This window comes from Parabacteroides sp. AT13 (assembly GCF_002272965.1).
Classification (GTDB): domain Bacteria; phylum Bacteroidota; class Bacteroidia; order Bacteroidales; family Tannerellaceae; genus Parabacteroides; species Parabacteroides distasonis.
The window spans coordinates 934,099-960,207 of sequence record NZ_NQMH01000001.1 but is presented as its reverse complement, the minus strand read 5'-3'; the positions used below and the strand labels follow the sequence as shown (position 1 = coordinate 960,207).

At 43.5% G+C, this 26,109-nt stretch carries 20 protein-coding genes and 3 tRNA genes; 14 read left to right on the top strand and 9 right to left on the bottom strand.

Annotated features, from left to right (window positions below; all coding sequences use genetic code 11):
* Window positions 1-99: 99 nt before the first annotated feature.
* From CI959_RS04495 to CI959_RS04470, 6 genes are all read left to right on the top strand, one after another.
* Complete coding sequence (locus CI959_RS04495) at window positions 100-2,103, top strand: urocanate hydratase (RefSeq protein WP_057316418.1); 2,004 nt, start codon at window positions 100-102, stop codon at window positions 2,101-2,103.
* Window positions 2,100-3,005 carry a glutamate formimidoyltransferase gene (ftcD, locus tag CI959_RS04490; protein ID WP_005859153.1) on the top strand — a complete coding sequence of 302 codons (906 nt, stop codon included), beginning with the start codon at window positions 2,100-2,102 and terminating at the stop codon, window positions 3,003-3,005. Before CI959_RS04495 ends, ftcD begins: the two co-directional genes overlap by 4 nt.
* 3 nt (window positions 3,006-3,008) lie before the next feature.
* Window positions 3,009-4,259: an imidazolonepropionase gene (hutI, locus tag CI959_RS04485; RefSeq protein WP_005859151.1), complete on the top strand. Its 1,251-nt coding sequence runs from the start codon at window positions 3,009-3,011 to the stop codon at window positions 4,257-4,259.
* Window positions 4,260-4,294: 35 nt separating this feature from the next.
* Entirely contained in the window at window positions 4,295-4,918 is a 624-nt protein-coding gene (locus tag CI959_RS04480; protein WP_005867815.1) for a cyclodeaminase/cyclohydrolase family protein, read from the top strand.
* Between the two features lie 3 nt (window positions 4,919-4,921).
* On the top strand, window positions 4,922-6,418 hold the full coding sequence (hutH, locus tag CI959_RS04475; protein ID WP_044545643.1) for a histidine ammonia-lyase: 1,497 nt from the start codon (window positions 4,922-4,924) through the stop codon (window positions 6,416-6,418).
* Between the two features lie 99 nt (window positions 6,419-6,517).
* Entirely contained in the window at window positions 6,518-7,672 is a 1,155-nt protein-coding gene (locus tag CI959_RS04470; protein ID WP_057316420.1) for an acyltransferase, read from the top strand.
* Window positions 7,673-7,789: 117 nt separating this feature from the next.
* Here the strand turns inward: CI959_RS04470 and CI959_RS04465 are convergent, their stop codons facing one another.
* Both CI959_RS04465 and trmB read right to left on the bottom strand, forming a co-directional pair.
* Window positions 7,790-8,899 (bottom strand): Mrp/NBP35 family ATP-binding protein, encoded by a 1,110-nt coding sequence (locus tag CI959_RS04465; protein WP_057316422.1) that lies wholly within the window; start codon window positions 8,897-8,899, stop codon window positions 7,790-7,792.
* A gap of 27 nt (window positions 8,900-8,926) precedes the next feature.
* Complete coding sequence (trmB, locus tag CI959_RS04460; protein ID WP_057316424.1) at window positions 8,927-9,685, bottom strand: tRNA (guanosine(46)-N7)-methyltransferase TrmB; 759 nt, start codon at window positions 9,683-9,685, stop codon at window positions 8,927-8,929.
* Window positions 9,686-9,830: 145 nt separating this feature from the next.
* Here trmB and CI959_RS04455 point away from each other — a divergent pair, with 145 nt between their 5' ends.
* Complete coding sequence (locus tag CI959_RS04455) at window positions 9,831-11,729, top strand: glycosyltransferase 87 family protein (RefSeq protein ID WP_057316426.1); 1,899 nt, start codon at window positions 9,831-9,833, stop codon at window positions 11,727-11,729.
* Window positions 11,730-11,831: 102 nt separating this feature from the next.
* On the opposite strand, the gene CI959_RS04450 is transcribed toward CI959_RS04455, so the two are convergent.
* The 3 genes from CI959_RS04450 to CI959_RS04440 all read right to left on the bottom strand — a co-directional run bounded on the left by CI959_RS04450 (window position 11,832) and on the right by CI959_RS04440 (window position 12,127).
* Window positions 11,832-11,905, bottom strand: a tRNA-Asn gene (locus CI959_RS04450).
* Between the two features lie 43 nt (window positions 11,906-11,948).
* A tRNA-Asn gene (locus CI959_RS04445) sits at window positions 11,949-12,022 on the bottom strand.
* A gap of 31 nt (window positions 12,023-12,053) precedes the next feature.
* A tRNA-Asn gene (locus tag CI959_RS04440) sits at window positions 12,054-12,127 on the bottom strand.
* A gap of 110 nt (window positions 12,128-12,237) precedes the next feature.
* Here CI959_RS04440 and CI959_RS04435 point away from each other — a divergent pair.
* Both CI959_RS04435 and CI959_RS04430 read left to right on the top strand, forming a co-directional pair.
* Window positions 12,238-13,215, top strand: coding sequence for an adenosine kinase (locus tag CI959_RS04435; RefSeq protein WP_009016953.1), 978 nt, complete (start codon window positions 12,238-12,240; stop codon window positions 13,213-13,215).
* A 48-nt stretch (window positions 13,216-13,263) separates the two neighbouring features.
* Window positions 13,264-14,970, top strand: a complete 1,707-nt coding sequence (locus CI959_RS04430) for a S41 family peptidase (protein WP_005859133.1) — start codon at window positions 13,264-13,266, stop codon at window positions 14,968-14,970.
* 70 nt (window positions 14,971-15,040) lie between these two features.
* Here CI959_RS04430 and CI959_RS04425 read toward each other — a convergent pair whose 3' ends face one another.
* The 4 genes from CI959_RS04425 to CI959_RS04410 all read right to left on the bottom strand — a co-directional run bounded on the left by CI959_RS04425 (window position 15,041) and on the right by CI959_RS04410 (window position 19,680).
* The gene (locus CI959_RS04425; protein ID WP_005859131.1) at window positions 15,041-16,219 is read right to left on the bottom strand and encodes a metallophosphoesterase; all 1,179 of its coding nucleotides are present in this window, start codon (window positions 16,217-16,219) and stop codon (window positions 15,041-15,043) included.
* Window positions 16,220-16,221: 2 nt separating this feature from the next.
* The gene (locus CI959_RS04420) at window positions 16,222-17,316 is read right to left on the bottom strand and encodes a metallophosphoesterase (protein ID WP_005859129.1); all 1,095 of its coding nucleotides are present in this window, start codon (window positions 17,314-17,316) and stop codon (window positions 16,222-16,224) included.
* Window positions 17,317-17,604: 288 nt separating this feature from the next.
* The gene (locus CI959_RS04415) at window positions 17,605-18,297 is read right to left on the bottom strand and encodes a response regulator transcription factor (RefSeq protein WP_005859127.1); all 693 of its coding nucleotides are present in this window, start codon (window positions 18,295-18,297) and stop codon (window positions 17,605-17,607) included.
* A 6-nt stretch (window positions 18,298-18,303) separates the two neighbouring features.
* Complete coding sequence (locus tag CI959_RS04410; protein ID WP_005859125.1) at window positions 18,304-19,680, bottom strand: sensor histidine kinase KdpD; 1,377 nt, start codon at window positions 19,678-19,680, stop codon at window positions 18,304-18,306.
* 160 nt (window positions 19,681-19,840) lie between these two features.
* On the opposite strand from CI959_RS04410, the gene CI959_RS21475 reads away from it, so the two are divergent.
* The 5 genes from CI959_RS21475 (at window position 19,841) to CI959_RS04390 (ending at window position 26,107) form a co-directional block, all read left to right on the top strand.
* Window positions 19,841-19,987 carry a hypothetical protein gene (locus CI959_RS21475; RefSeq protein WP_005859123.1) on the top strand — a complete coding sequence of 49 codons (147 nt, stop codon included), beginning with the start codon at window positions 19,841-19,843 and terminating at the stop codon, window positions 19,985-19,987.
* Window positions 19,988-20,050: 63 nt separating this feature from the next.
* Window positions 20,051-20,239, top strand: coding sequence for a hypothetical protein (locus tag CI959_RS04405; protein WP_005859121.1), 189 nt, complete (start codon window positions 20,051-20,053; stop codon window positions 20,237-20,239).
* Window positions 20,240-20,323: 84 nt separating this feature from the next.
* Window positions 20,324-21,622, top strand: a complete 1,299-nt coding sequence (locus CI959_RS04400; RefSeq protein ID WP_005859120.1) for a radical SAM protein — start codon at window positions 20,324-20,326, stop codon at window positions 21,620-21,622.
* Window positions 21,623-21,626: 4 nt separating this feature from the next.
* Window positions 21,627-23,906, top strand: a complete 2,280-nt coding sequence (locus tag CI959_RS04395) for an outer membrane beta-barrel protein (RefSeq protein ID WP_008779303.1) — start codon at window positions 21,627-21,629, stop codon at window positions 23,904-23,906.
* The gene (locus CI959_RS04390; RefSeq protein ID WP_057316428.1) at window positions 23,903-26,107 is read left to right on the top strand and encodes a peptidase domain-containing ABC transporter; all 2,205 of its coding nucleotides are present in this window, start codon (window positions 23,903-23,905) and stop codon (window positions 26,105-26,107) included. Before CI959_RS04395 ends, CI959_RS04390 begins: the two co-directional genes overlap by 4 nt.
* Window positions 26,108-26,109: the final 2 nt, after the last annotated feature.

The following is a 26,109-nucleotide window of genomic DNA, read 5'->3' as shown; positions in this document are numbered from 1 at the left end:
GAATGATAATTGGTTGGGATTTGGATAATCGCTAACTTGTCGGCGCTGAATCCGTGAAATTCCTTGCAGATTGTAAGCACCTACTAAATCATTCACGTTATGGAAATACATCTTGATAACTATTTGCCGGAATATCCTTCCTTCGTTTCCGGTATTCGCCGTGCTCCCGATCGCGGCTATTCGCTTACGCCCGCTCAAACAGAAACGGCATTGATGAACGCGCTTCGTTACATCCCTGTTGAATTACATGAGAAGCTAGCTCCTGAGTTCATGGAGGAATTATTGACCCGGGGACGGATCTATGGTTATCGCTACCGTCCGCAGGGAGACCTGAAAGCGAAGCCTATCTCTGAATATAAAGGTAAATGTATCGAGGGAAAGGCCTTTCAAGTAATGATCGATAATAACCTCTGCTTTGATATCGCTTTGTACCCTTACGAGTTGGTTACGTATGGCGAGACTGGGCAGGTCTGCCAAAATTGGATGCAATATCGTTTGATTAAGAAGTATTTGGAGGAGCTGACCGAGGAGCAGACCTTGGTGATCGAATCCGGGCATCCTCTGGGATTGTTTCATTCCAAGCCGGATGCCCCACGGGTGATTATCACGAACTCCATGATGGTGGGAATGTTCGATAACCAAAAGGATTGGCATATCGCCGCCCAGATGGGAGTCGCTAATTATGGACAGATGACGGCCGGAGGTTGGATGTATATTGGCCCGCAAGGTATCGTACACGGTACGTTTAATACATTGTTGAATGCCGGACGTAAGAAATTAGGGATTCCACAAGATAAGGATTTGCGAGGCTATCTGTTTGTATCTTCCGGTTTAGGAGGAATGAGTGGCGCTCAACCTAAAGCTGCTGTGATCGCCGGTGCTGCCAGTATAATCGCCGAGGTAGACGCTTCCCGTATCGAGACACGCCGATGCCAAGGATGGGTCCAGCATGTGACGGATGATATGGGGAAAGCTTTCTCCTTAGCCAACGAGGCGATTCGTAAGAAAGAACCGATCTCTATCGCTTTTCATGGTAATATTGTGGATTTATTGGAATATGCCGATAAACAGGGGCTTTCCATCGACCTTTTGAGTGATCAGACCTCGTGTCATGCGGTCTATGAAGGTGGCTATTGTCCGGTAGGCGTGACGTTTGAGGAACGTACGGAATTATTGGCTCATCACCGGGAAGACTTTTGTGCTTTGGTCGATAAAACGTTGAAGAGACATTTCGAGGTGATCAAGCGTCTGGTTGCCCGGGGTACCTATTTCTTTGACTATGGGAACTCCTTCATGAAAGCGATCTATGATGCCGGTGTACATGAGATTTCCCGTAACGGTGTGGATGAGAAAGATGGTTTTATATGGCCTTCTTATGTGGAAGATATCATGGGGCCGGAATTATTTGATTATGGGTACGGTCCTTTCCGCTGGGTATGTTTAAGCGGTAAGCCGGAAGATTTGATTCGCACGGATCATGCGGCTATGGCGTGTATCGATCCGACTCGAAGAGGGCAGGATATGGATAATTATAATTGGATACGTGACGCGGAGAAGAACCGTTTGGTGGTGGGTACGCAAGCCCGGATCTTATATCAAGACGCTGAGGGGCGCTTGAAGATCGCCCTTGAGTTTAACCGAATGGTACGTGATGGGGAGGTAGGCCCGATTATGTTGGGACGAGACCATCATGACGTGAGCGGTACGGATTCTCCATTCCGTGAGACCTCTAATATACGGGACGGAAGCAATGTGATGGCTGATATGGCGGTGCAGTGCTTTGTTGGAAATGCCGCCCGGGGTATGAGCTTGGTCGCTCTTCATAATGGTGGAGGGGTTGGTATCGGTAAGGCGATAAACGGAGGTTTTGGTATGGTTCTCGATGGTAGTGAGCGGGTGGATGAGATACTTCGTTCCGCTATGATATGGGACGTGATGGGGGGTGTCGCCCGTCGCTCATGGGCTCGTAACCCGAATGCGATGCGTACGAGCGCTACTTTCAATGAGAATCGTGGCGAACAGTATCATATTACCCTCCCGTATATCCCGGAGAAAGCGTTTATTCATGAAATCGTACAAACATCATTAAATAAAAAGGTATGAGTACTTGGAATAAGATTATGGAATGTGTCCCTAACTTCAGTGAAGGACGGGATTTGGAGAAGATAGATAAGATCGTAGCGCCTTTCCGGGCTAAGACGGGTGTTAAACTGTTGGACTATAGTAATGACGAGGATCACAATCGTTTGGTTGTTACCGTGGTAGGGGAGCCAGTCGCTTTAAAACAAGCCGTATTGGAGGCCATTGGAGTTGCTGTTGAGCTGATCGATTTAAACAAGCATAGCGGTCAACATCCTCGAATGGGGGCCGTAGATGTTGTTCCTTTTATACCGATTCGCGGATGTACGATGGAAGAGGCGATCGCCTTGTCTAAGGAAGTAGGGGAGGAAGTGGGCACTCGTTATGCCGTACCTGTCTTCTTATATGAGAAATCAGCTTCCGCCCCTTATCGGGAGAATCTGGCGGCGATCCGTAAAGGAGAGTTTGAGGGGATGGCAGAGAAAATCCATCAACCGGAGTGGAAACCTGATTTTGGTCCGGCCGAAAGACATCCGACAGCCGGTACGGTCGCCATAGGAGCCCGCATGCCTTTGGTCGCCTATAATGTGAACTTAGGAACGAATCAATTGCATATCGCTACGGATATAGCGAAGAAAATCCGTTTCATCGGCGGAGGTTTACGCTATTGTAAAGCGATGGGGGTTGAGTTGAAGGAACGTGGTATCGTACAGGTCTCTATTAATATGACCGATTATACCCGTACGGCCTTGTACCGGGCCTTCGAGTTAGTTCGTATCGAAGCTCGCAGATATGGTGTTCCGGTGGTGGGGAGCGAGATTATCGGCTTGGTTCCTATGGAGGCGTTGATCGATACGGCCTCTTACTATTTGGGATTAGAGGACTTTTCTATGAATCAAGTATTGGAAGCCCGTATTATGGAATAGCGTATGGAGAATAGCAAGATATTAATCAGGAATGCTGCCCAGATCGTCACTTGCCATGGGGATAAGGCGCGACGGGGAGCGGAGATGTCTGATTTAGGCGTTATCGAGGATGGAGCCGTAGCGATGTCTGATGGGGTTATTACGCATGTAGGACCTACGGAGGAGGTACTTCGAAACATCCATGCGGAGGATTATTTGGAGATTCGGGCGGAGAACCAAGCGGTGTTACCCGGATTTGTAGATAGCCATACGCATTTTATCTTTGGCGGTTACCGGGAGGAGGAGTTCTCTTGGCGATTGCGAGGAGATAGTTATATGTCGATCATGGAGCGTGGTGGAGGTATCGTGAATACGATGAAAGCTACCCGTGAAAGTGATTTCGATACACTATGGGACAGAGGGGAAGAACGTTTGGATGAGTTATTCTCCATGGGTGTTACCACAGTGGAAGGGAAAAGTGGTTATGGTTTGGATTTGCAAACAGAATTAGTTCAGCTTCGTGTCATGTCGGACCTGAATGAGTCTCATCCGATGGATGTCGTATCGACCTTTTTGGGAGCTCATGCTGTTCCTCCTGAATTTGCCGGTCGTACGGACGATTATGTGGATTATATGATCGAGGAAGTTCTTCCTGCCATACGAGCCGAACATACGGTTACGTTTTGTGATGTGTTTTGTGAGAAAGGCGTTTTCTCGTTAGAACAGAGTGAGCGCTTGCTTCGTGCCGCCCGTCATCATCGTTTTAAATTGAAGATGCATGCGGATGAGATCGTTCCTTTCGGAGGGGCGGAACTGGCGGCCTCCTTGAAGTGTGTAAGTGCTGATCATTTGTTACATATATCGGACACAGGCATCAAACGTCTGGCAAGAGCGGGTGTCGTAGCTACCTTACTTCCGCTGACTGCCTTTTCCTTGAATGAGCCGTATGCGCCTGCAAGGAAGATGATAGATGCCGGTTGCGCGGTGGCTTTAGCTTCCGATCTAAATCCGGGAAGTTGTTTCTCTGCCTCAATCCCGATGATGATAGCCTTGGCCTGTATCTATATGAAGATGACCCCTGAAGAAGCGGTAACGGCATTGACCATTAATGGAGCCGCAGCTGTGGGACGTGCCTCCGAGATTGGAAGTATCAGCGTGGGAAAACGTGCGGACGTGATCTTGCTGAAATACCCGTCTTATAAGTTCCTACCTTATCATGTGGGAATGAATCTCGTGGATACTGTAATTAAGGATGGGGAACTTTATATGATGTAAGATAAGAATTGTTGAATCATTTAAATCAAAATACTATGTTAGCAGACTTGACAATTAAAGATTTTTTGGCGGAAACGGCGGGTAGTGCTCCCGTTCCCGGTGGTGGAAGTATATCTGCCTTGAATGGCGCTATAGCGGCAGCTTTGACAGAGATGGTGGCCCATCTGACTGTTGGTAAAAAGAAATATGCGGAAGTGGAAGGACAAATGAAGACGATCGCTATCGAGGCGGCTTTGATCCGTGAGCGTCTTACTGAATATATCGATAAGGACAGCGAGGCTTATGATCGTGTATTCTCCGCTTTTAAGTTGCCGAAAGAAACGCCTGACGAACAGGTGATCCGTACGAATGCGATACAGAGCGCAACGAAGGAGGCGGCTATTGTTCCGATGAGGGTGGCGGAGGAGATCGGTTCCGTAATGGAGACGATTATCTATGTGGCTCACAAAGGTAATCAGAATGCCGTCACGGATGCTTGCGTGGCGATGATGGCTGCCCGTACTTGTGTATTGGGGGCTTTATTGAATGTCCGAATTAACTTAACGTCCATCCAAGACGAGGTGTTCGTCGGAAAGATGCGGAAGAAAGCGGATGAACTGGAGGCGAACGCTATCCGTGTAGAGCAAAAGTTATTGGATTGGGTGAAGACTAAATTATAGCATATGAGCAATGTCTATTATGTGGGTTCCGAGCCTCTCTCTTTTGAGGGAATCGAACGGATACTTACTCAAAATATGAAGTTGGAGCTTTCACCCGAGGTGAAGGAGCGCATCCAGCGTTGCCGGGATTACTTGGATCATAAGATCGAGCAACAGGAGGGGCCTTTGTATGGGATTACTACCGGTTTCGGGTCCTTATGCAATAAGAATATCTCTCCGGACGAATTGAGTACCTTGCAAGAGAACTTGGTGAAAAGTCATGCCTGTAGCGTAGGGGATGAGGTAAGTCCGGTGATCGTCCGTTTGATGATGTTATTGAAAGCGCATGCCCTTTCGTTGGGGCATAGTGGCGTACAGGTGATTACCGTACAACGTATTCTGGATTTTTTCAATAATGACGTGCTTCCGATCGTGTATGATCGTGGCTCTTTAGGCGCTTCTGGTGATTTGGCGCCTCTGGCGAATTTGTTCCTGCCTCTGATCGGCGTGGGTGACGTTTATTATAAGGGCCGCAAACGGGAAGCGATCAGCGTATTGGACGAGTTCGCTTGGAAGCCTGTGAAGCTGAAAAGCAAGGAGGGGTTAGCTTTATTGAACGGTACGCAATTTATGAGCGCCAATGGCGTATTCGCCTTGATGCGTGCGTTTAGCCTGTCCAAGAAAGCGGATCTGATCGCCGCTTTATCTTTGGAGGCTTTCGATGGGCGTATCGATCCTTTCATGGATTGTATCCAGCAGATGCGTCCGCATCCCGGACAAATCGAGACCGGGGCCGCTTTTCGACGGCTATTGGAGGGAAGTGAGTTAATCGCCCGGAAAAAGGAACATGTTCAGGACCCGTATTCATTCCGTTGTATCCCTCAAGTGCATGGGGCTACGAAAGACGCTATCAATTATGTGGCGAATGTCCTGCTTACCGAAGTAAATTCCGTGACGGATAACCCGACGATCTTCCCGGAGGAGGATAAGATTATTTCCGGCGGTAATTTCCATGGTCAGCCCTTGGCGATTTCTTATGATTTCTTGGCGATTTCCTTGGCTGAGTTAGGAAATATATCGGAACGTCGTGTCGCTCAATTAATCATGGGTTTGCGGGGATTGCCTGAGTTCTTGGTCGCTAATCCCGGCCTAAACTCCGGTTTCATGATCCCTCAATATGCGGCTGCCAGTATGGTAAGCCAGAATAAGATGTATTGCTATGCGGCGAGCAGCGATTCTATCGTGTCCAGTAATGGACAAGAGGATCATGTGAGTATGGGGGCGAATGCGGCGACAAAATTGTTTAAGATCATGGACAACTTGGATCATATCTTGGCGATCGAGCTGATGAATGCGGCACAAGGAATCGAGTTCCGTCGTCCGGCTAGGACCTCCCCTGTGTTGGAGAAGTTCTTGAAGGATTACCGGAAAGAGGTGCCATTTATCGATGAGGATATTATCATGTACACGGAAATACATCGTACGGTGGCGTTTATTCGTAGGAAAGACTTTGTATATTAATGAATATCGTTAATAGAGGTTAGAAATCCAGCTGAATCTCCTATTTGGCTGGATTATTTTGTATTTTCGCCGTCAATCTAAACACAATCGATCTACTTTATGCAAAATGTAACAAATCCTACCGTGAAAACACACGTAGTTTGGCTGGATGTCGTACGCTTGATAGCCATGTTCACTGTTGTTTGCTGTCATTGTACAGACCCGTTTAATTTCTATCCCGGAGATTCTCCGATTATTGGGGATATTAAGTTTTGGGGAGCTGCCTATGGGGCTTTTCTTCGTCCTTGTGTACCTCTGTTCGTTATGATTACGGGAGCCTTGTTGCTACCGGTCCGGGAAGAGACTTCTATTTTCTATAAGAAAAGGATATTGCGTGTATTCTGGCCTTTCTTGATTTGGTCTGTTATTTATAATTTATTCCCTTGGTTTACGGGACTGCTTGGTTTGAGGCCGGAACTTATTCTTGATTTCTTCCCTTATTCGGGAGAAGAGGTGACTCGTCAATCGTTGAGTGTGTCTTTAGGCTATATCGCCCAGATACCGTTCAATTTCTCATTGTTGGATGTACATATGTGGTATATCTATTTACTGATAGGTTTATATCTTTATTTGCCGATCTTCTCCGCTTGGGTCGAGAAAGTTTCGGATAAGGCGAAATTATGGTTTCTGGCAGGTTGGGGAGTGACTTTGTTTATTCCTTATTACCGGGAATTCGTATCTCCTTACATTTGGGGTGGATGCTCATGGAATGAATTCAGTATGCTTTATTATTTCGCCGGGTTTAACGGTTACTTGCTATTGGGGCATTATCTGCGGAATCATGATTGGTCGTTAGGAAAGATCGTTGGGATAGGCATTCCTATGTTTGTCGTAGGCTATGCCATTACTTTCTTCGGTTTCCGCTATACGACCGCTTTGCCTGCTTACACGGAGGAACAGTTAGAGTTATTCTTCTATTATTGTTCTCCCAATGTGGTGATGATGACGATTCCTATCTTCTTACTGGCGAAGAAGGTAAATGTTAAGTCGGATACGATTAAGCGAATGTTGGCGAATTTAACCATATGCGGTTTCGGTATCTATATGGTACATTATTTCTTTACGGGACCCAGCGTGCTGTTGGCGAGAGCCTTGAATATCCCTTTGGGTTTACAGATTCCTGCCGCTTCTGTGGTATCATTCGCTGTATCTTGGCTGATTGTGTTGGGTATCAGAAAGATTTGCGGTAAGAAAGCCAAGTATATTGTGGGCTGAATTTATACGTACGTTCGCATAGGCTGATACGTATATAGGCGTAGGCCAATGCGAGCGTACGTGTAGGACGATACGTATATACGTGCGAGACCACACGTATATACGTATAAATCATCTTTATTTCTTGGTTACAATCACTCGCTCTGTCGGAGCCAGATACTCGTTGCGATAGTCTATCTGCTTGACTACATTCTCGGCCAATTCTTGGAATGCCTTACCTGTGATCGAGTCCGGATTCAACGCTACCGGCTTACCTTGATCTCCTCCTTCGCAGATACTTTGTACGATAGGAATCTGCCCCAGTAACGGCACGTTCAGTTCCTCAGCTAGGCGTTTACAACCTTCTTTTCCGAATATATAATATTTGTTTTCCGGTAATTCCGCAGGGGTAAACCAAGCCATATTCTCGATCAATCCTAAAACAGGGACATTAACCTTATCTCCGGTGAACATGCTGATACCCTTACGAGCGTCCGCTAAAGCAACCTCTTGTGGCGTACTTACCACCACGGCTCCGGTTATCGCTAGTGTTTGTACCATTGTCAAATGGATATCACTCGTTCCGGGAGGTAAATCGATTAAGAAATAATCAAGCTCACCCCAGTTGGCGTCGCCGATCAATTGCTTCAATGCGTTGCTAGCCATTGCTCCACGCCATAGGACTGCGTCGTTTTTATTAACGAAAAAGCCGATGGATAACATCTTGACACCATAATTTTCGGCCGGCTTGATCAGTTCCCTGCCCTCTACCTCTTCCATATAAGGGCGAGCCTCTTCTAGGTTGAACATCTTGGGTTGGGACGGCCCGAATATATCGGCATCCAGCAATCCTACCTTATATCCTTGTAAAGCCAATGCGACAGCCAGATTAGCGGCAACGGTACTTTTACCAACTCCTCCTTTACCGGAAGATACGGCGATAATATTTTTTACTTGCGGTAATAATTTATCCGGTTCCGGGCGAGCTAACTGACGGGCTTTTACCGTGATGTTTCCCTTGATATTCACCTCCGGGCTTACATAGGTTAAGATAGCTGTCTCCGCGGCTTTTACTACGGAGCGGATAAACGGATCATTCGGCTTCTCGAATAATAACGAGAAGGTGACATTCATACCATCGATACGAATGTTGTCTTCTACGAGGCCCATGGAAACGATGTCCTTTCCGGTACCCGGGTAACGAACGTTCTTCAACGCCTCAATAATCAGATTCGGATAGATTGTCATATCTGTTGATTTTTTTAAGTCATTCTTTTATTTACCAGAAGCCAAAGCGCTTCGTTTACTGCGATTAAAGCTACGATAAGGATCTAACTCTATTTCTACGTCAGGTTCCACCAATCGTTCCCTTTCCTCACAAACAAACTTGATGTATTTGATGTTTAATCCACGATCCAGCCATTGTTGCTCGTAATAGGTCTTGATGGATAAGATCTCATCCGCCAGATTGGAATGATATAGGTCGTCTGTACTGAACAATACGGGATAATGGTTCGCTTTTACCATCTCGCACGTATAGGTATACATAAAGTTACTATCCGTTTTTAAATGGATAATACCATCTCCGGAAAGGATTTCCCGATACATTTTCATGAAACGGGTTCCGGTCAGACGCTTATTGACCTTTTTCATTTGAGGGTCAGGAAATGTGATCCAGATCTCGGCTACTTCGCCCGGAGCGAAGAAATAGGAAATCAATTCGATACTCGTACGTAGGAAAGCCACGTTACTCATCCCGGCTTCCAGCGATTCTTTCGCTCCGGTCCACATACGTGCTCCCTTGATATCGACACCAATAAAATTCTTATTTGGGAAAAGCTTTCCCAAACCTACGGTATATTCCCCTTTTCCGCATCCCAATTCCAAGACAATAGGATGGTCGTTCTTGAAAAAACGTTCATGCCACTGTCCTTTCATATCAAACCCTTTTTCTTGTAGGGCGGCGAAAGGGTATTGGAATACGTGCGGATAGCCCGCCATATCGTCAAACTTAGCTAATTTATTCTTTCCCATGTCGCGAAGATAATACTTAAAAAAATGCTTTTTACGTTTTTTCTACTGTTTTAGATAGGGGTTTTTATGCGTTGGCGAGTCTTTTGAACATATAGGCTGTCAGAAGTTTTATTTGAAAGTGGAGTTGTAACGAATAAAAAAGGATATGTTGAGAGTTTTTTTTAGACGCCCGATATTTAAGAATCCGAGGTTTGTCGGATTTGTTTGGTTTGCGACGGCCCTTGTCGCTTGCTTATTGAAATTACCTGTGGGAAGGACTTATAATAACTTTATGATTTATAGGGCTTCCTTTTTCCATGCGTTAGAGTTGAAAGACCTTTATATATATTATCCGAATGAATACCACGACCGGTTTTTATACGGGATCCCTTTTACGGCTATAATAGCGCCTTTCTCCCTCTTCTCTCCTTATATCGGGATGTTGCTATGGTGTCTCGCGAATAGCTTGCTGCTTTATATGGCTATCCGTAAACTCGGATTGGTGGATTGGAAACAGGCGTTTGTCATTTGGGTATGCTTGAATGAGTTGTTTACGTGTGTTCTTATGCAGCAATTTAACATAGCCATAGCCGGCATGATTTTATTCTCGTTTATTTTTATTGAGCGGAAACAGGAGTTTTGGGCGGCGCTAATGATCGTTTTGGGTACGATGACTAAGATTTATGGCATTGTCGGTCTTGCTTTCCTGCTATTCTCAAAACGCCGGATCGCCTTTTTGAAAGGACTTATTTTCTGGGGCATAGTCTTGTATGTTCTTCCGATGTTATATACGTCTCCTCAATATGTGGCAAGTCAATACGTGAAATGGTATGAGGTACTTCTCGATAAGAATGTAGAGAATTTATTTACTCCTTATACAAATATCTCTTTGTTGGGGATGGTTCGTAAGATTTCGGGAGTCAATACGTATAGTGATCTCTGGTTGGTTATCCCCGGGCTACTTTTATTTATTGCTCCTTATTTTAGGATAAATCAATATGATAACCGGCGGTTCCGCATGCATTTTCTTTGCTCTACTCTTTTGTTCATGGTTCTTTTTAGCTCCGGAACAGAGAATAGCGGATATTTGGGAGCCATGATAGCCGTCTGCCTTTGGTATATAGGTACGCCTACCCGTAAGACGACTCCTGTCTTGAATACGGTACTATTCGTTTTCTGTTTTATTCTTACATCCCTTTCTCCAACAGATATATTTCCCTGTTATATCCGGAAAACGTATGTTATTCCTTATGCGTTGAAAGCACTACCTTGTGTGTTGATCTGGTTTAAGATCGTATGGGAGCAATTGACATTGGATTTTTCAGAGCCGCTTCATCGGCCGAAGACTCTCCCGGGTAAAGAGGAGGCGATCGACCTTATCTTGCCTTGTTATAACCCACAAGAAGGCTGGGAACGTTTGATGATCGAGAAACATGCGGAATTGGTAAAGATGCTTAAAGGTCGCTCACTTCGTTTTATCGTCGTGAATGACGCTTCGAAGAGAGGATTTACGAAGGATGCGGTGGGACGTCTTCTGGAGGCTCTCCCTGATACGATGATCGTAAGTTATGATACGAATAAGGGAAAAGGAGCCGCTGTTAGGGCTGGCTTGTCTCATTCCACTTCATCCATTACTTTATATACGGATTATGATTTTCCGTATGAGACGGATTCTATCTGCCGGATGGTAGAATGGTTGGAATCGGGATATGATGTCGTTATCGCCGTGCGGAATCATACTTATTATACCCATTTAAGTACTCGAAGAAAGATTATGAGTTATGCTTCCCGTATATTGAATTTTACGCTTCTAGGATTAACGCATACGGATGCTCAAGGAGGTTTGAAAGGTTTTAACCAGCGGGGAAAATCGTTCTTGGCCTCAACTCAGGTGAATCGCTTTTTATTTGATACGGAGTTTATTTATAAGGCTTCGCAGGAGTCGGATGTACTTATTAAAAACATGCCCGCTGATTTGCGGGATAACGTTCATCTTCCCAATATGCGTCGTGGAGTCCTTGCGGAAGAATTAAAGAACTTATTTTTAATCGCTTGGAGAGGGTAGGAGGATTACAGGGTTGTTAATAACCCTGTTGAAAACCCTGTGAATAACGGAAAAAGAACAAAAGAAAAGAGAGATACCTATTAATAGGTATCTCTCTTTTTGCTCTTCCTCTTGGACTTGAACCAAGGACCCTCTGATTAACAGTCAGATGCTCTAACCAACTGAGCTAAGGAAGAATCAGTTTTTAACTTTTTAATCTCTATATGAAAACTCTTTTCGCTCTTCTTCTTGGACTTGAACCAAGGACCCTCTGATTAACAGTCAGATGCTCTAACCAACTGAGCTAAAGAAGAATGTTTTTCAGTCTTTCCCGATGTCTTTTCGCTCTTCCTCTTGGACTTGAACCAAGGACCCTCTGATTAACAGTCAGATGCTCTAACCAACTGAGCTAAGGAAGAATTTTTCGCTCTTTCAAAGGTTATTCCGTAACCCCTTTCTGAAATTGCACTGCAAAAGTACGGGGTATTTTCGAAATATGCAATATCTTTGCGAAAAAAATTACGAAAAAATGAATACAATAGGTTTAGGAAACGCTTTGGTTGACGTTTTATTGAGGCTTGAAAATGATGATGTCCTATCGGAAATCGGTATACAGAAAGGAGCTATGGATATGATTAACAGGGAACAAATGATCGCTATCCGTACAACTTTAGCTGGCTTGCCACGTACGCAAACCCCGGGAGGATCTGTCTGCAACACGATGCGTTCGATGTCTTCTTTAGGGGCGAATTCCGGTTTTATCGGTAAGATCGGGGATGATTCGATCGGCGGATTTTATGAGGATGCGTTGGAAAAAGCGGGTGTCACTTCCTATTTTATCAAGACGGATGGACTTACAGGTAGCTGTACGGTGATGATTTCTCCGGATGGGGAACGTACGATGGGGACTTTCCTTGGCCCGGCCCCGACAATAACCCCGGATGAGATCACCGAGGAGATGCTAAGTAAATATCAATGTATTTATATAGAAGGTTACTTGCTCGTAAACGAGCCGTTGGTTCGTTCTACGATGGAGAAGGCTAAAAAGTTGGGCTTGAAAGTAGCGCTGGATTTGTCGAACTTCAATATCGTGAATGCTTTTAAAGGAATGCTGGAGGATATCATTCCTAAATATGTGGATATTTTGTTCTCTAATGAGAGTGAGGCTGAGGCTTTTACCGGGCAAAAGGCTGCTGAGGCCGTACATACCTTGTCTGAGTTGGTAGAGGTCTCATTGGTCACTTTGGGAAAGGAAGGTGCCTTGATCGGTAGTCATGGTCAATTTTATTCTGTCCCGGCTGAGGGGGGCAAGCCTGTTGATACGACTGGCGCCGGTGATAACTTCGCCGCCGGATTCTTATACGGTCAATCCATAGGAGCGTCTTTGGTACAATCCGCACGCATCGGATCGATGCTGGCGGGCTATGTGATCGACGTGGTTGGCCCGGAGATTCCGTATGATAAATGGGAACAAATAAAGTTAAAAGTAAAAGGGATATTGGCTTAGGCGGCGTATTATTCCTTACATTTATGCCGTTAATTAACTAAATATTGTATGTACAGATTGGTTCAACGAAGAGGAATTATAGGTTTATTTTGCTTGCTGTTCGTCGCAAGTAGCGTAGTGCCGGGATGGGCGCAAAAAGATAACCGCTTTGAGGTGAGTAAGAACCTAGACATTTTCAATTCTTTATTGAAAGAAGTAGAGATGTTCTACGTGGATTCAGTGGATGTGGATAAAACCGTTCAGCGGGGAATCGAGGCAATGTTGGCTGGTTTAGATCCTTATACGGAATACTATCCTGAGCAAAAAACGGAGGAATTGAGTCTGATGACGACCGGCGAATACGGAGGTATCGGTTCCTTGATCCGTCAGCGTAACAACGAGGGAGGCGTGATGATTGCCGAGCCTACCGAGGGAATGCCGGCCGATTTAGCGGGTCTGAAGCCGGGCGATCTGATCTTGGCGATCGATACGATCGATGTTTCCAAGGCGACAAACTCCCGGGTCAGCGAGTTGTTGAAAGGTGTTCCGAATACGAAGATGGTTTTGACGATCCAACGTCCGGGCGAGAAGAAACCCCGGAAGTTCGAGATTACCCGTAAGCAGATCACGACACCTCAAGTTACTTACTACGGGGTTAAGAATGACAGTATCGGTTATATTTATCTAAAGGCATTTACTATCAAGAGTGCTCAAGAGGTGAAAGAGGCGTTCTTGGACTTAAAGAAAAATCATAATATCAAGTCTTTGGTACTGGATTTGCGCGGTAACGGCGGCGGCGTGCTGGAAGGTGCCGTACAAATCGTAGGTATGTTCGTACCGAAAGGCAGCGAGGTGCTTTCAACGAAAGGAAAGATCAAGCAATGGGATCGTACGTACCGAACCTCTACGGAGCCTTTGGATACGGTAATGCCGTTGGCTATATTGATCAATGGAGGTACGGCTTCCGCCGCTGAGATCGTATCGGGATCTTTGCAGGATATGGATCGTGCCGTGTTGGTGGGACAACGTTCGTTTGGTAAGGGGTTGGTGCAAGCTCCTCGTGACCTGCCTTATAATGGAAAAGTGAAAATCACGATGAGTAAATACTATATCCCGAGTGGCCGTTGCATCCAGCAAATCGATTATTCGCACCGGAAAGAGGATGGTAGCGTGGCTGCTATTCCGGATAGCTTGACTTCCGTATTCTATACGTCCAAGAAGCGTCCGGTTCGTGATGGTGGTGGCGTACGTCCGGAGTTTGAGGTGAAGGAGCCGAAAGTGCCTACCATGATGTATTATTTGGCGGCGGATACGGTCTTGTTCGACTTCGTTACGGATTGGGCACAAAAGCATAAGACAATCGCTCCTATCGAGGAATTTACGGTTTCCGATGAGGATTTCGAAGCTTTGAAGCAATACGCCAAGTCCAAGAATTTCACGTATGACCGCCAAAGCGAGAAAGTATTGAGGAACTTAAAAGAAGTGGCTGAGTTCGAGGGGTATCTGGAGGAGGATTCTACTGCGTTCAAGGAATTAGAGGCTAAGCTGACTCCGAATCTGGAAAAAGATTTCGATCGTTTCAAGGATGAGGTGAAACGAGTAATGGCCGCCGAGATCGTAAAACGTTATTATTACCAACGAGGAGAGTTGCAAGAAAGCTTGAAAGATGATCTTGTATTGGAGAAAGCGTTGGAGGTATTGGGCGATCCGGATTTATACAGGCGTACATTGAGCGTGCCGGTTGAGTTGGAAGCGGCCACCAAGGGTACCGAATAGGCGGGTTTCTGCCGATGCCCATTCAAAGGGCCTTACAATGCCCATTCAAGCGAGCTTACGATGCCCATTGTCAGCTCCCTTGAATGGGCATCGTGCTTTTCCCTCTTTCGCCAGTCTGTTTGGGGGCTTTGAAGCGGATATGCAATACGACCAATTCCGAGACGGTTCCCACCCGATAAGGAGGTCCTGCTATACCAATGCCGGAAGATACATAGAATTGCGTAGGTCCTTTCTTATAATATCCGTACGGGCATTCATACACAAGCTTCATCAGTAGGGGATAAGGCCATAACTGCCCGTTATGCGTATGTCCGTGCAGTCCCAAATCCACCCCATTCATATTCATCTCGGCGAACGACCAAGGTTGATGATCCAAAACGATAATCGGTTTGCCGGTATCCACCCCTTCCATTAACGAATGAAGCGATTTTCGTTTCTTATGGATGAAATCATCCCTCCCTATCAAATAAAAAGTTGAGTCCGGTTGGACCACCGAGTCTATTAGTAGCGTACCTCCGGTCTTTTGCAGCCAACGATATTTCGCGTTCCGGTTTGCCCGGTATTCATGATTCCCGTAAATGATATATACTCCCAACGGAGCTTTTAATTGTTTTAAATCATCCTCTATGTGGGCGTTTTCCGCGAACCGGGATTCATAATCCATAATATCCCCCGCTAATACCACCATATCCGGATGCTGTGCATTGCTGAGCGCCACATATTTTTGTACCAAGTCCTTCCCGATAACCTCTCCGATATGTAAGTCGCTCATCATGACAATAGTCAGGCTATCCCGATCCCCTGCGGCTTTGGGCAACGTGATATATACGTTCTTAACAATCGGATTCATTACCGTATGGTATGCGTGAATCATTAAACCGGTAACACCGAATACGATAAGAAAAAACAGGGTTAGCTTGGTTTGCTGCCAATGCCCTTTCATCCATTTGGGGAACCATGGCTTGATACGTTGGGAGAGCCTGATCAACTCAAGTACCAAGAGAGATAAAGTGATATAAATGGACGCTATATACCAAGTGTTACAGATGTATTGGATCGTGATTATCACGTTATCAGGTAGTTCATTCCTAAAAATAAATCCGAAAAAATAAAGCGATAGTTCGAGTACGAAAAACAAGATAAAAGGAATCCGGCAACTTTTCTTAGGAGGAAGCGCTTGATATCCTCTCCAGAAAATATACGGATTTAGTAATAGCTGCGCTACGATCGATTGAATAAATACTTTCATCTTTACTCTTTGAATGTAATATTGAACACCACCATCTCGCTGTCCGTCCCGATACGGAAAGGCGGTCCCCACAAAGATAAGCCGGATGAGACATAAATCGTACTATTTCCGATTTTTTTAATCCCGTAACTTAATTCGAACAGATGATCCACGATCCAGTTCATCGGCCATACTTGTCCTCGATGTGTATGTCCGCTAAACTGTAAGTCTACGCCAGCCTCTTCCGTTTTTTCTAAATCGTAGGGTTGATGGTCTAGTAAGATAACAGGTTTGCTTTTATCAAGGTTCGCAGTAAGCTGACCTAAAGTTTTCCGTCCTTTGTTATGCCGGTCGTCCCGTCCTATGAGTTGGATCTGATTGGGCAAGATAGCCACGGAATCCCTTAAAAGTACGATGGGCGTCTGCGCTATAAATTTCTCGCTCTCCTCTATGCCACTGATATACTCATGGTTACCCGGTACCATATAAACGCCTAATGGGGCGTAGATCTTGGACAGTTCCTCTTCCATATGCTCGTATCGCAGAGGTGCGACACTGTTGTCTATCAAGTCTCCACCGATAAGAACGATGTCCGGGCGTTGGGCGTTTATCATATCCACATATCCGGCAAGCATCGTCTTGTTGGTAGCGTATCCTAAGTGTATGTCGCTAATGGCTACGACCTTCAGCGACTGTCCATCGGTATCGGCCGGTTTGTTGATAACCATGTTGATAACTCGTGTATCAGGATGTTGGTAATTATAGTTTCCATATCCTAATAAGCTGAGTGTTAAGAATAAGGATAAATAGAATGAGTATTTGAAACGTAGGTGGAAAAGTCGTAAGATATCAAATACCAACAGAGCTAATACCATGTATAAAGTGAACACGAGCCATCCTGTTCCTACTTGGGAAACTGTTTGAGCGAAAGAAGCCGGCATATCTAGGTTCCTGAATAGAAAACTACTGAAGAATGATAAAGCTCCTCCCCAAAAAACAATGGATAACAATACTTTAACTCCGGTAGACTGGCTTTTCAAAGCCTGTTTTCCCTTTAGATAAATATAAATATTCCCTGCAAGATACAGGATTGGAAGTATGATAAAGAACGTCCACATCTCAATTAATTTTCCGCGAAGATAATGAAAACTCTTTAGGTAGCAAACGCTGCACGCTACGTCCCTATAGGATCGATATAAATTCCAAACAATAAGTTTGGTAATGAAAAGAATTATATAATATGCTGATTATTAGTATGTTAAAAACAGGATGATCTTTTACTCAAAACATGTACGTGTTTTAGGGAAAAGTCGTAGGTGTTTTTCAAAAAAGTCGTACGTGTTTTTCCCGAATCATGCGATAGGGAACAAGGGCGTATCTAGAAATCTACAATAAGCCCCCCTTAATTACGATGAGGAGAGTTGGTCTTTTTTTGATAATATATATCCAACTCCTTTTACGGCATCTATTGAAAGTGTGGTATCTTTTTCCAATAATTTGCGCAAACGCGAGATGCTGTTGTTTAGGCTATCATGAACTTCTTGCCCATCCCATATTTCATGAAAAAGCTTTTCTCTGCTTACTGGCTGATTTAATTGCTCGGATAACAGATAGAATAACTTGAAATCTTTAGGACTTAATGTTTTTGACTGTTCTTGTTTATAGAATAATTTATGAGTGGAGAGTTCCAGTTGGTAATCTCCAATAGATATACTATTTGATATCGGACTGCCCTTTTTACAAAACCTTTGGATTAGGAAATCTATTTCTTGTATATCATACGGTTTTTTGGTGTAATGATTAGCTCCGGCTTCATAGCAGCGTGTTATTTCCTCCCCTTCGTTGTGGGAAGAGGCTATCAGTACAGGCAATGAAGGATGCTTTGAACGAATAAAAGGCAAATAATCCAATGCGTTTTGATTGCCAACTTCCAGATCGAGAAGCAGGATATTAGGGCAGTCTTTTTCTATCATGTCTTGAATACCGCTTAACGTGTTGGCGTAGCAAACCTCGTATCCTTTACTTTGCAAGGCCAATACGATGATTAATCCAAGGTTTGGGTCATCTTCAATAAAGATCACTTTCTGTTTATCTTCCATATAGTGTTATGAGTTTTCGGCTGGTAAGTTAATGAAAAATGTTGAACCGACACCCTCCTCACTCTGAAAAGTTAGGGAGCCGCCCATTTCTTTAGCCATTAGCATTACGCTACTCAAACCTAATCCATATCCCGGTTGCGCTGGCTTGTCGGCTTGTTTCACCCGGAAGAATTGTTGTCCGAGTTTTTTCTGGGCTTTCTTGGGGATTCCCCAACCGGTGTCTTTTATGGCTATTCGGTAATGGTTGTTTTTCATAGTCAACGTTACGGTGATTCGTACATCGTCATTCGAATATTTCAATGCGTTCTCTAGCAAATTCCGGAGGCAACGTTCCAGACGAACGGTATCAGCTTCGATCATGTCGGGGAAATCCTCGCTTTTCTCAAGCTTGAACAAGGGGATCTTGTTAGGATAGAGCCTTGCTATCGCTTGGTAGGTTTGCTCAATAAATGATCTAATATCTATAGGCGACTTTCGTGCGCTCTCTTTTCCATCCGCTGTTTTCAATAGTGACAGCATGGACTCGATGATCTCTATCAACTGTTTTATCTGAGTTTTTCCGGTATTTAATATATTCACTTTCATCGGTTCATTCTCTAGGCTAGCGATAAGATCCATAGAGGCATACGCCGTGTTCAGCGGGGATTTCAAGTCGTGGATAGCGCTATGTACGGCTATTTCACGGTCTCGGAGTTGGGCGTGGGCTTTACGTATTGTTCTTAATAAATAATATAGGCAACTCGCCGAGGTAAGGATGATTAGACAAGATACGATAAAAGCCAAGAGCTTTCGTTGGACAATGTCAGAAAGAGGTAATTTAACGAAAGCCTGTACATATTGTAATCCCTGCGTTCCTATCGGGAGCTTTTCTGTTTGGAACTTATAAAATGAAAGGTTGAATTTTTTTCCTACCGTATTTACGGTTTGCCGGGTAGAGTCTGATATTTCTATATAAGATATTGCTTGTAAATTGTGATCAGTTAATGTTTTATTGAATAGGCTGTCTAATACATTTGGTTTTAAGGGTCTATTTGCATTACGTAGACCGTCTTGCATACGTTGCGCTAATAGGTCGGCATAGTTATCTTTTAGATTCCGATTTTTTATTTGTGGCCAGATTATGGTATCCCCTTTTAGCTTGGCTCGTTCCTCTGGTGTCATATCACTAGCTCTTCTTATGATTCTTTTGGGGTTGTTGGGGTCTTTCGGTTTGTTGCTAACCATTCGCTTGGACATTTCTTGCTTGATAGCCTCTTCGAATAGCTCTTCAAGGACTTCTTGCGTTTTATATTTTTCAGCGTTATATATATTGTATAGCCAATATCCTTGGGAGAGTATTAAGACTAGCAACATAATGGCCGCAATATATAAGGAGTGTTTCATGATAGATTCGTTATTTTGGATGTGAAGATAGTGAATAATCTTAAAAAAGATGCGTTTTTCTCGTTTTGTTAGCTTTTTGTTAGATGAAAATTAGGTGTTTGTTAGATAGAGTACGAAATTTTACTTATATTTTTGTAACAGACTAAAAAAGCATATAGACATGGAAATTGGTGATTTGTTGTCGAAGGAAGAACTTTCCGCTATAAAAGGTGGTGAATGGCATTATGATGAAGAGACTGACGAATGGTATTGGATTGAGGATGGACGGAAGGTTCTGTGTCCACAAGAAAATCCTAGACAGTCATAAGTAAAATAGTAAATGAAACGGTCATAGATTATGACCTATTATAAACTATAAATTTTAGATATTATGAATGATTTAATGAATTTGCCTAGCCTTATTTTAGAGAGGCTAGAGGAAAATGAACTTATTTTAGTTCGTGGAGGAGAGGATCCAGATGATAAGGCTCCGAATAATGGGGATGGAAGTTGTTCTGGTACTAACAATGGCTCAGGTAAGTGTGGAGGAGTCAATAATTCTTCAGGGAGGTGTGGCTAATTGATAGTTTTTTTAGTTTGATGCTTTCTTTGTAACAGGGAGAAGGCATCAGCTATTTCTATCGAGAAATTAATGAAAAATGAAATGAAGAAGATATATTATCAGGTTGTAGAGAACGTTTTGCCGCAGGTTTATTTACTTTATAATTCATTTAATAATAAATTTATATTATTAAATAATGTGAGATATGAAAAATATAAAAAAGAAAATATTTTAAAATTAGAGCAATCTGATCCTGTATTATATAAATCTTTGGTGGATAATCAATATATTGTTCCTGATGATTTTGATGAAAGAGAGATTGTCTTGTTTCGGAAAAAAAGGATGCAATTTGATGCCTCTATGTATCAAGTCATGGTGAATACAACATTGGATTGCAATTTAAACTGTTGGTACTGTTACGAGAATAGAATAGCGGGAAGTTTCTTGAAGAGTGAAGTAATAGAAGCTATAAAAAAGAATATAGAACAAGAATATATTAAAACATCTTATAGGATATTAAAATTATCATTCTTTGGGGGAGAGCCTTTTTTGTATTTCAGAGGGATAAAAGAAATTCTGGATTTTGCGAGAAACTTTTGCCAAGTTAATCAATTGGATCTAATTGCTGAATTTACAACAAATGCGATTTTGATAACAGAATCTATTATAGATTATTTAAAAAACTTTGAATGCCAATTCCAAATTACTTTGGATGGTGATAGAATACATCATAATCAAATAAAGAAAGATAAGGATAACCCGAATCAGGATACTTATGAGAAGACATTGAGAACTATTCGGCTTATTAATGATAAAATTCCCAATAGGTGGCTTGCGGTAAGAATAAACTTTGATAATAAGACATTAGAGAAAATAGATGAAATCATTGGTGATTTGGATTTTCTAGATCGTAAGTATTGTTTTGTCATTTTGAAAAAAGTGTGGCAACTAGAAAAAGATAAAGTTAATGTGCCGTTATTACATGCTTCGGTTCAAAAGTTTTTAGATAAGAAATTTTTATTGGATTATTATATTATGCCAAAAGGAGATGTTTGCTTTGCTGAACGGCATAGAGAAGTTTTGTTTAATTATGATGGTAAAGTTTTTAAGTGTTCTACGATTTCTTCTTTTGATGATAAAAATGCGTTAGGAGAATTTGATTTACAATCAGGACAGGTACATTGGAATGAGACAAAACTTTCTTATTGGTTGAAGGAGATGTTGCCTCAAAATTGTATAGATTGTAAATTACTGCCTGCCTGTTTGGGACCATGTAATAAACAAATAATGTTGCATCCGGGGGAAAATATATGTACATTTGACGCAATCAATATGACTTTGAAAGAATATCTGATGTATCTTTTCAAATGTCAATTATTAAAAGAAGAATTATACGCATAATACCATGAGAACTATCGCTTTCTGGCTTCTGTTCATCTCACAAGGCCTCTTCACATTGTCTGCCCAGTCTTACACCTTCTCAGGAATAATTACAAACGAGAAGCGGAAGATGATGGATGGGGTACAGGTGATATTGAGTGTGGAAGACTCGTTATCGGCCATGGCTTTAACTGATGAAAAAGGTCATTTTCGTATAGATGGATTGAAGGAGGGAGCGTATGAGCTACGTTTGTTTTTCTTGGGGTATAATGCGCAGGAGCAAATATTGCGAGTGGAAAACAGGGATGTTAGAAAAGACTTCTTGCTGACACCTGAGAAAACGGTCGTATTGGACGAAGTAATGGTGACGGGTAATCGGAATGATCAAGTGAATCGGACCGCTACGGGAGAGATCTTTTATCTGTCAGAGAAGGCTAAAAATATGAAAGACCCTTTCCGGGCCCTGCAAGAGATCCCACGCTTGTACTCGGATGTGGCTAACCGGAAGGTGCAGTTGGAGGATGGGGCGCAACCCTTGATATTGATAAACGGGAATCGTTATAACTCGGGAATCGCCACTCTTGATCCGAGAGAGATAGAATCCGTGGAGATAATCGATGTGGTGAAAGCCCGTTACTTAAAGGATGGTTACCAAAAGATATTGAATATAAAATTGAAAAAGAAGACACAACCTTTTATCTTCTTGGAAGGAGCCACGCGGCATGATGTCCCTTTCCGTAAGGGGCTTGGGGTAGGGTATTTTGAGGTTGGAAACTCTCGATACGCACTTTATGGAAGAGCTTCAGTGGACTATTTGTATGATGATCGCTCGGAACAGGAGCAACGGCAGCTAAATACGGGGTATAGTAAATGGACGAAGGGAGAGGAACGTTTGGATGGTACTAGCTATTTAGGTGAGTTGCAATTCCGTTGGATGTGTACAGACAAGGATTATATCGTAGCTCATATGTATGGTAATAAAAAAATCAATAAGAAGAAAGGTTGGGGTGATGGACTTTTAACGGATGGAATACCCCAAGAATTCGATTATTCTTCTTTTAATAAGGATCAATCGTATATTTTTACGGCTAGCTTGTTCCATAAGCATACGTTTGCGAAAAACCATATATTGGAAACGACCCTTGCTTTCAATAAGAATCATAACGAGAATGACGGAAATCGCTCGGAGTCATATCTGGATTGGTCTTATCTGAATACATATTTATATAAGAACGACCGGAATTCCGGTCGTTTTGATGTGGATTATAATGTGGATTTTGCAAATGGAGGTAGCTTGAATGTAGGGAATCAGACTCGTTTTACGAGTGATCGTATACGTCAAGTGAGTATAGGAATGCCTACTTTCCGGCACGAGAAATGGGAAGAGTATTTGTATGCGGACTATAGCCAGTCTATAAAGCGTTTTTCTTATATGCTTTCTGCCGGGCTGGAAGGAATTTGGCTGAAAGCGGGTGAGGCCTCTAATCATTACTTCAAGCCTCGCATTTCTTTAAGCGGTAATTATGATTTTAGCGATCATCTATCTACGAGATTGGGATACACGCTTACCAATACGGCTCCTACCGAGAGCGAATTGAATCCTTATAATATGTCTACGGATTCTTTAGTGAAGACACAAGGAAACCCTTATCTGCTTCCGAGCCAAAATCATAAATTGAACCTATCCTTGACATTTAACACGAAAGGATTTTATTTGACACCGAGCGTCTCTTATCGGATCAGCACGGACTTGGTGGAATCGTATGGATTCAGCGAAGAGGATATTTATATCAGTAGCTATAGGAATAGCGGGAAGTATAAGAATTTACGCATAGGGGGAAGTCTGTCTTATCGGATAGGCAATTTAGGGCGTATAGGTGTCAATGCGTATCATGTCGTGGATTATTATGAGAATCAAGACCCGAGGAAAGGGTTTAGTTGCTCTTTGTATTTCAATGCGAATTATAAGAAGTGGTATTTGGGTGCTGATATATTATATAACAATTATACCTATACGCCAATCTCTCGTGTGAAGTATCATAGCCCTTCTTTTTCGATGGTACAGGTCTCTTATAATTTTACGGACTATTTCTATATTTCCGTGGCGATGGAGAATTGTTTGGTTACTTATCGTACCTCGATGGAATTACGTAGTGGTAGCTATGAGAACTACAGCGATCAACGAAAAATCAGTGCCTCTTTTCGGCCTTGGATCTTACTTCGTTATACATTCCGTAAAAACAAGTCGAAAGCAATGAAAGAACGGAAAAATGTGTATAGTATAGAGGAAGGTATTAAATTATGAGCTTCCCCCATATCAAACAACCAGACTCCATGGAATGCGGCGCTACCTGCCTTCGCATGATCGCCAAGTTCCACGGCAAGGAGTATTCCGCCGCGACGATGCAGAACCTTTGTGTCGTCACCCGGGAAGGAGTCTCTATGTTGGGTATCTCTGATGCCGCCGAGTATATAGGATTCCGTACGATATGTGGACGAATGACCCTGGGGAAGATGGTGGAGCAGCGCCCCTTCCCTTGTATCCTCCATTGGAACCAAGATCATTTTGTCGTATTATATGACGTTAAAAAGAAACAGGATGGGAAATCTGTTTTTTATATAGCCGATCCCGGTAAGAATTTGTTGCGTATCGATGAGGAAGAGTTTCGTAATGCGTGGATCAGTACCCGTTCGAGAGGGGAGGAGAAAGGCATATTAATGGCCTTGCAGCCGACCCCCGCTTTTTATAAGCGGAAAGATGAACGCCATACGGGAAGAGATCCCTTTCATTTCCTTTGGGGGTATATGAAACCTTATAAACGTTTCTTTATCCAGTTGTTGCTGGGGCTTGCGCTGGGAAGCGTATTGCAATTAATCTTTCCGTTTCTTACCCAAGCGATCGTGGATAAAGGTATCGCTACTAAGAATCTGAATCTGATCTATCTGATCTTGGCGGGACAATTGATGCTGGTCTTGAGCCGTGCCTCGGTGGACTTTATCCGTCGCTGGATATTACTGCATATAAGTGCGAGGGTGAATATATCATTGTTATCCGATTTCTTGATCAAACTGATGCGATTACCCATGTCGTTTTTCGATACGAAAATGACGGGCGATCTCTTGCAACGCATCCATGATCATGAGCGTGTGGAACGTTTCTTGACGGCGCAGACATTGACGGTGCTTTTCTCCGCTTTCAGCTTCGTGGTGTTCGGTGGGGTATTACTTTATTATAATCGATTGATATTCTTTATTTTCGTACTAGGTAGCGCTTTATATGCCGTATGGGTGACATTCTTCCTTAAAAAACGTCGTTTGCTGGACTATACTTATTTTGAGCAACGGGCCCGTAATCAATCGAAAACCATGCAGTTATTGAATGGTATGCAAGAGATCAAGCTTCAGCATTGTGAGCGACGTCGGCGTTGGGAGTGGGAGGATATACAAGCGGACTTGTTCCGGACAAACATCGAATCGATGCGGCTGCAACAGAGTCAGGAGGCCGGCAGTATCTTGATTAATGAGGTAAAGAATATCGTGATTACGGTGATTGCCGCTACGGCTGTGATCGGGGGTAGCCTGTCGTTGGGTATGATGTTGGCTATACAGTATATTATCGGGCAGTTGAACGCTCCGGTGGAACAGTTCGTGCAGTTTCTTTATAGTTGGCAAGACGTGAAGATTAGTCTGGAACGGATGAGCGAGATCCATGATCGGGAAGAAGAGGAGACGCCGGAACGTATGATAACCGGTTTTAACGGAAGCGATAGGGACATTGAGATTCGTAACGTGACGTTTCAATATGAGGGCATCCATTCGCCGAAAGTCTTGGAGCGGATAAACCTTAAAATACCTCGAGGCAAGATTACGGCGATCGTAGGAACGAGTGGTAGCGGGAAAACAACCTTGATCAAGTTATTATTGGGCTACTATAATCCGGTAGAAGGTGATATCCGGGTGGGTGGAAATGATTTGCGATCTTTCAGCCTTTTATGGTGGCGTGACCAATGTGGTGCGGTGATGCAAGACGGTTATCTGTTCTCTGAATCGATCGCACGCAATATTGCCGTGGATGACGGTGAGATTGATAAATCTCGCTTATTATTGGCAGCTCGTATCGCCAATATAGAGGAATTTATCGAGCGCTTACCCTTAAAATATAATACGGTGATAGGTCCGGATGGTCAAGGCGTAAGCCAAGGCCAGCGTCAACGGATCTTGATCGCCCGGGCGGTTTATAAGGACCCTTCTTATCTCTTTTTCGATGAGGCGACGAATTCGTTGGATGCCAACAATGAACGTGCCATAGTGGAGAATCTGACGGACTTTTACCGGGGTAAGACGGTAATAATCGTCGCCCATCGATTAAGTACCGTACGCAATGCCGATCAAATAGTCGTTCTTGATAAAGGCCGTATCGTAGAGGTAGGCACCCACGACGTGCTGATCGATCGCAAAGGCGCTTATTATAATTTAGTGAAGAATCAATTAGAGTTGGGGAATTAAAG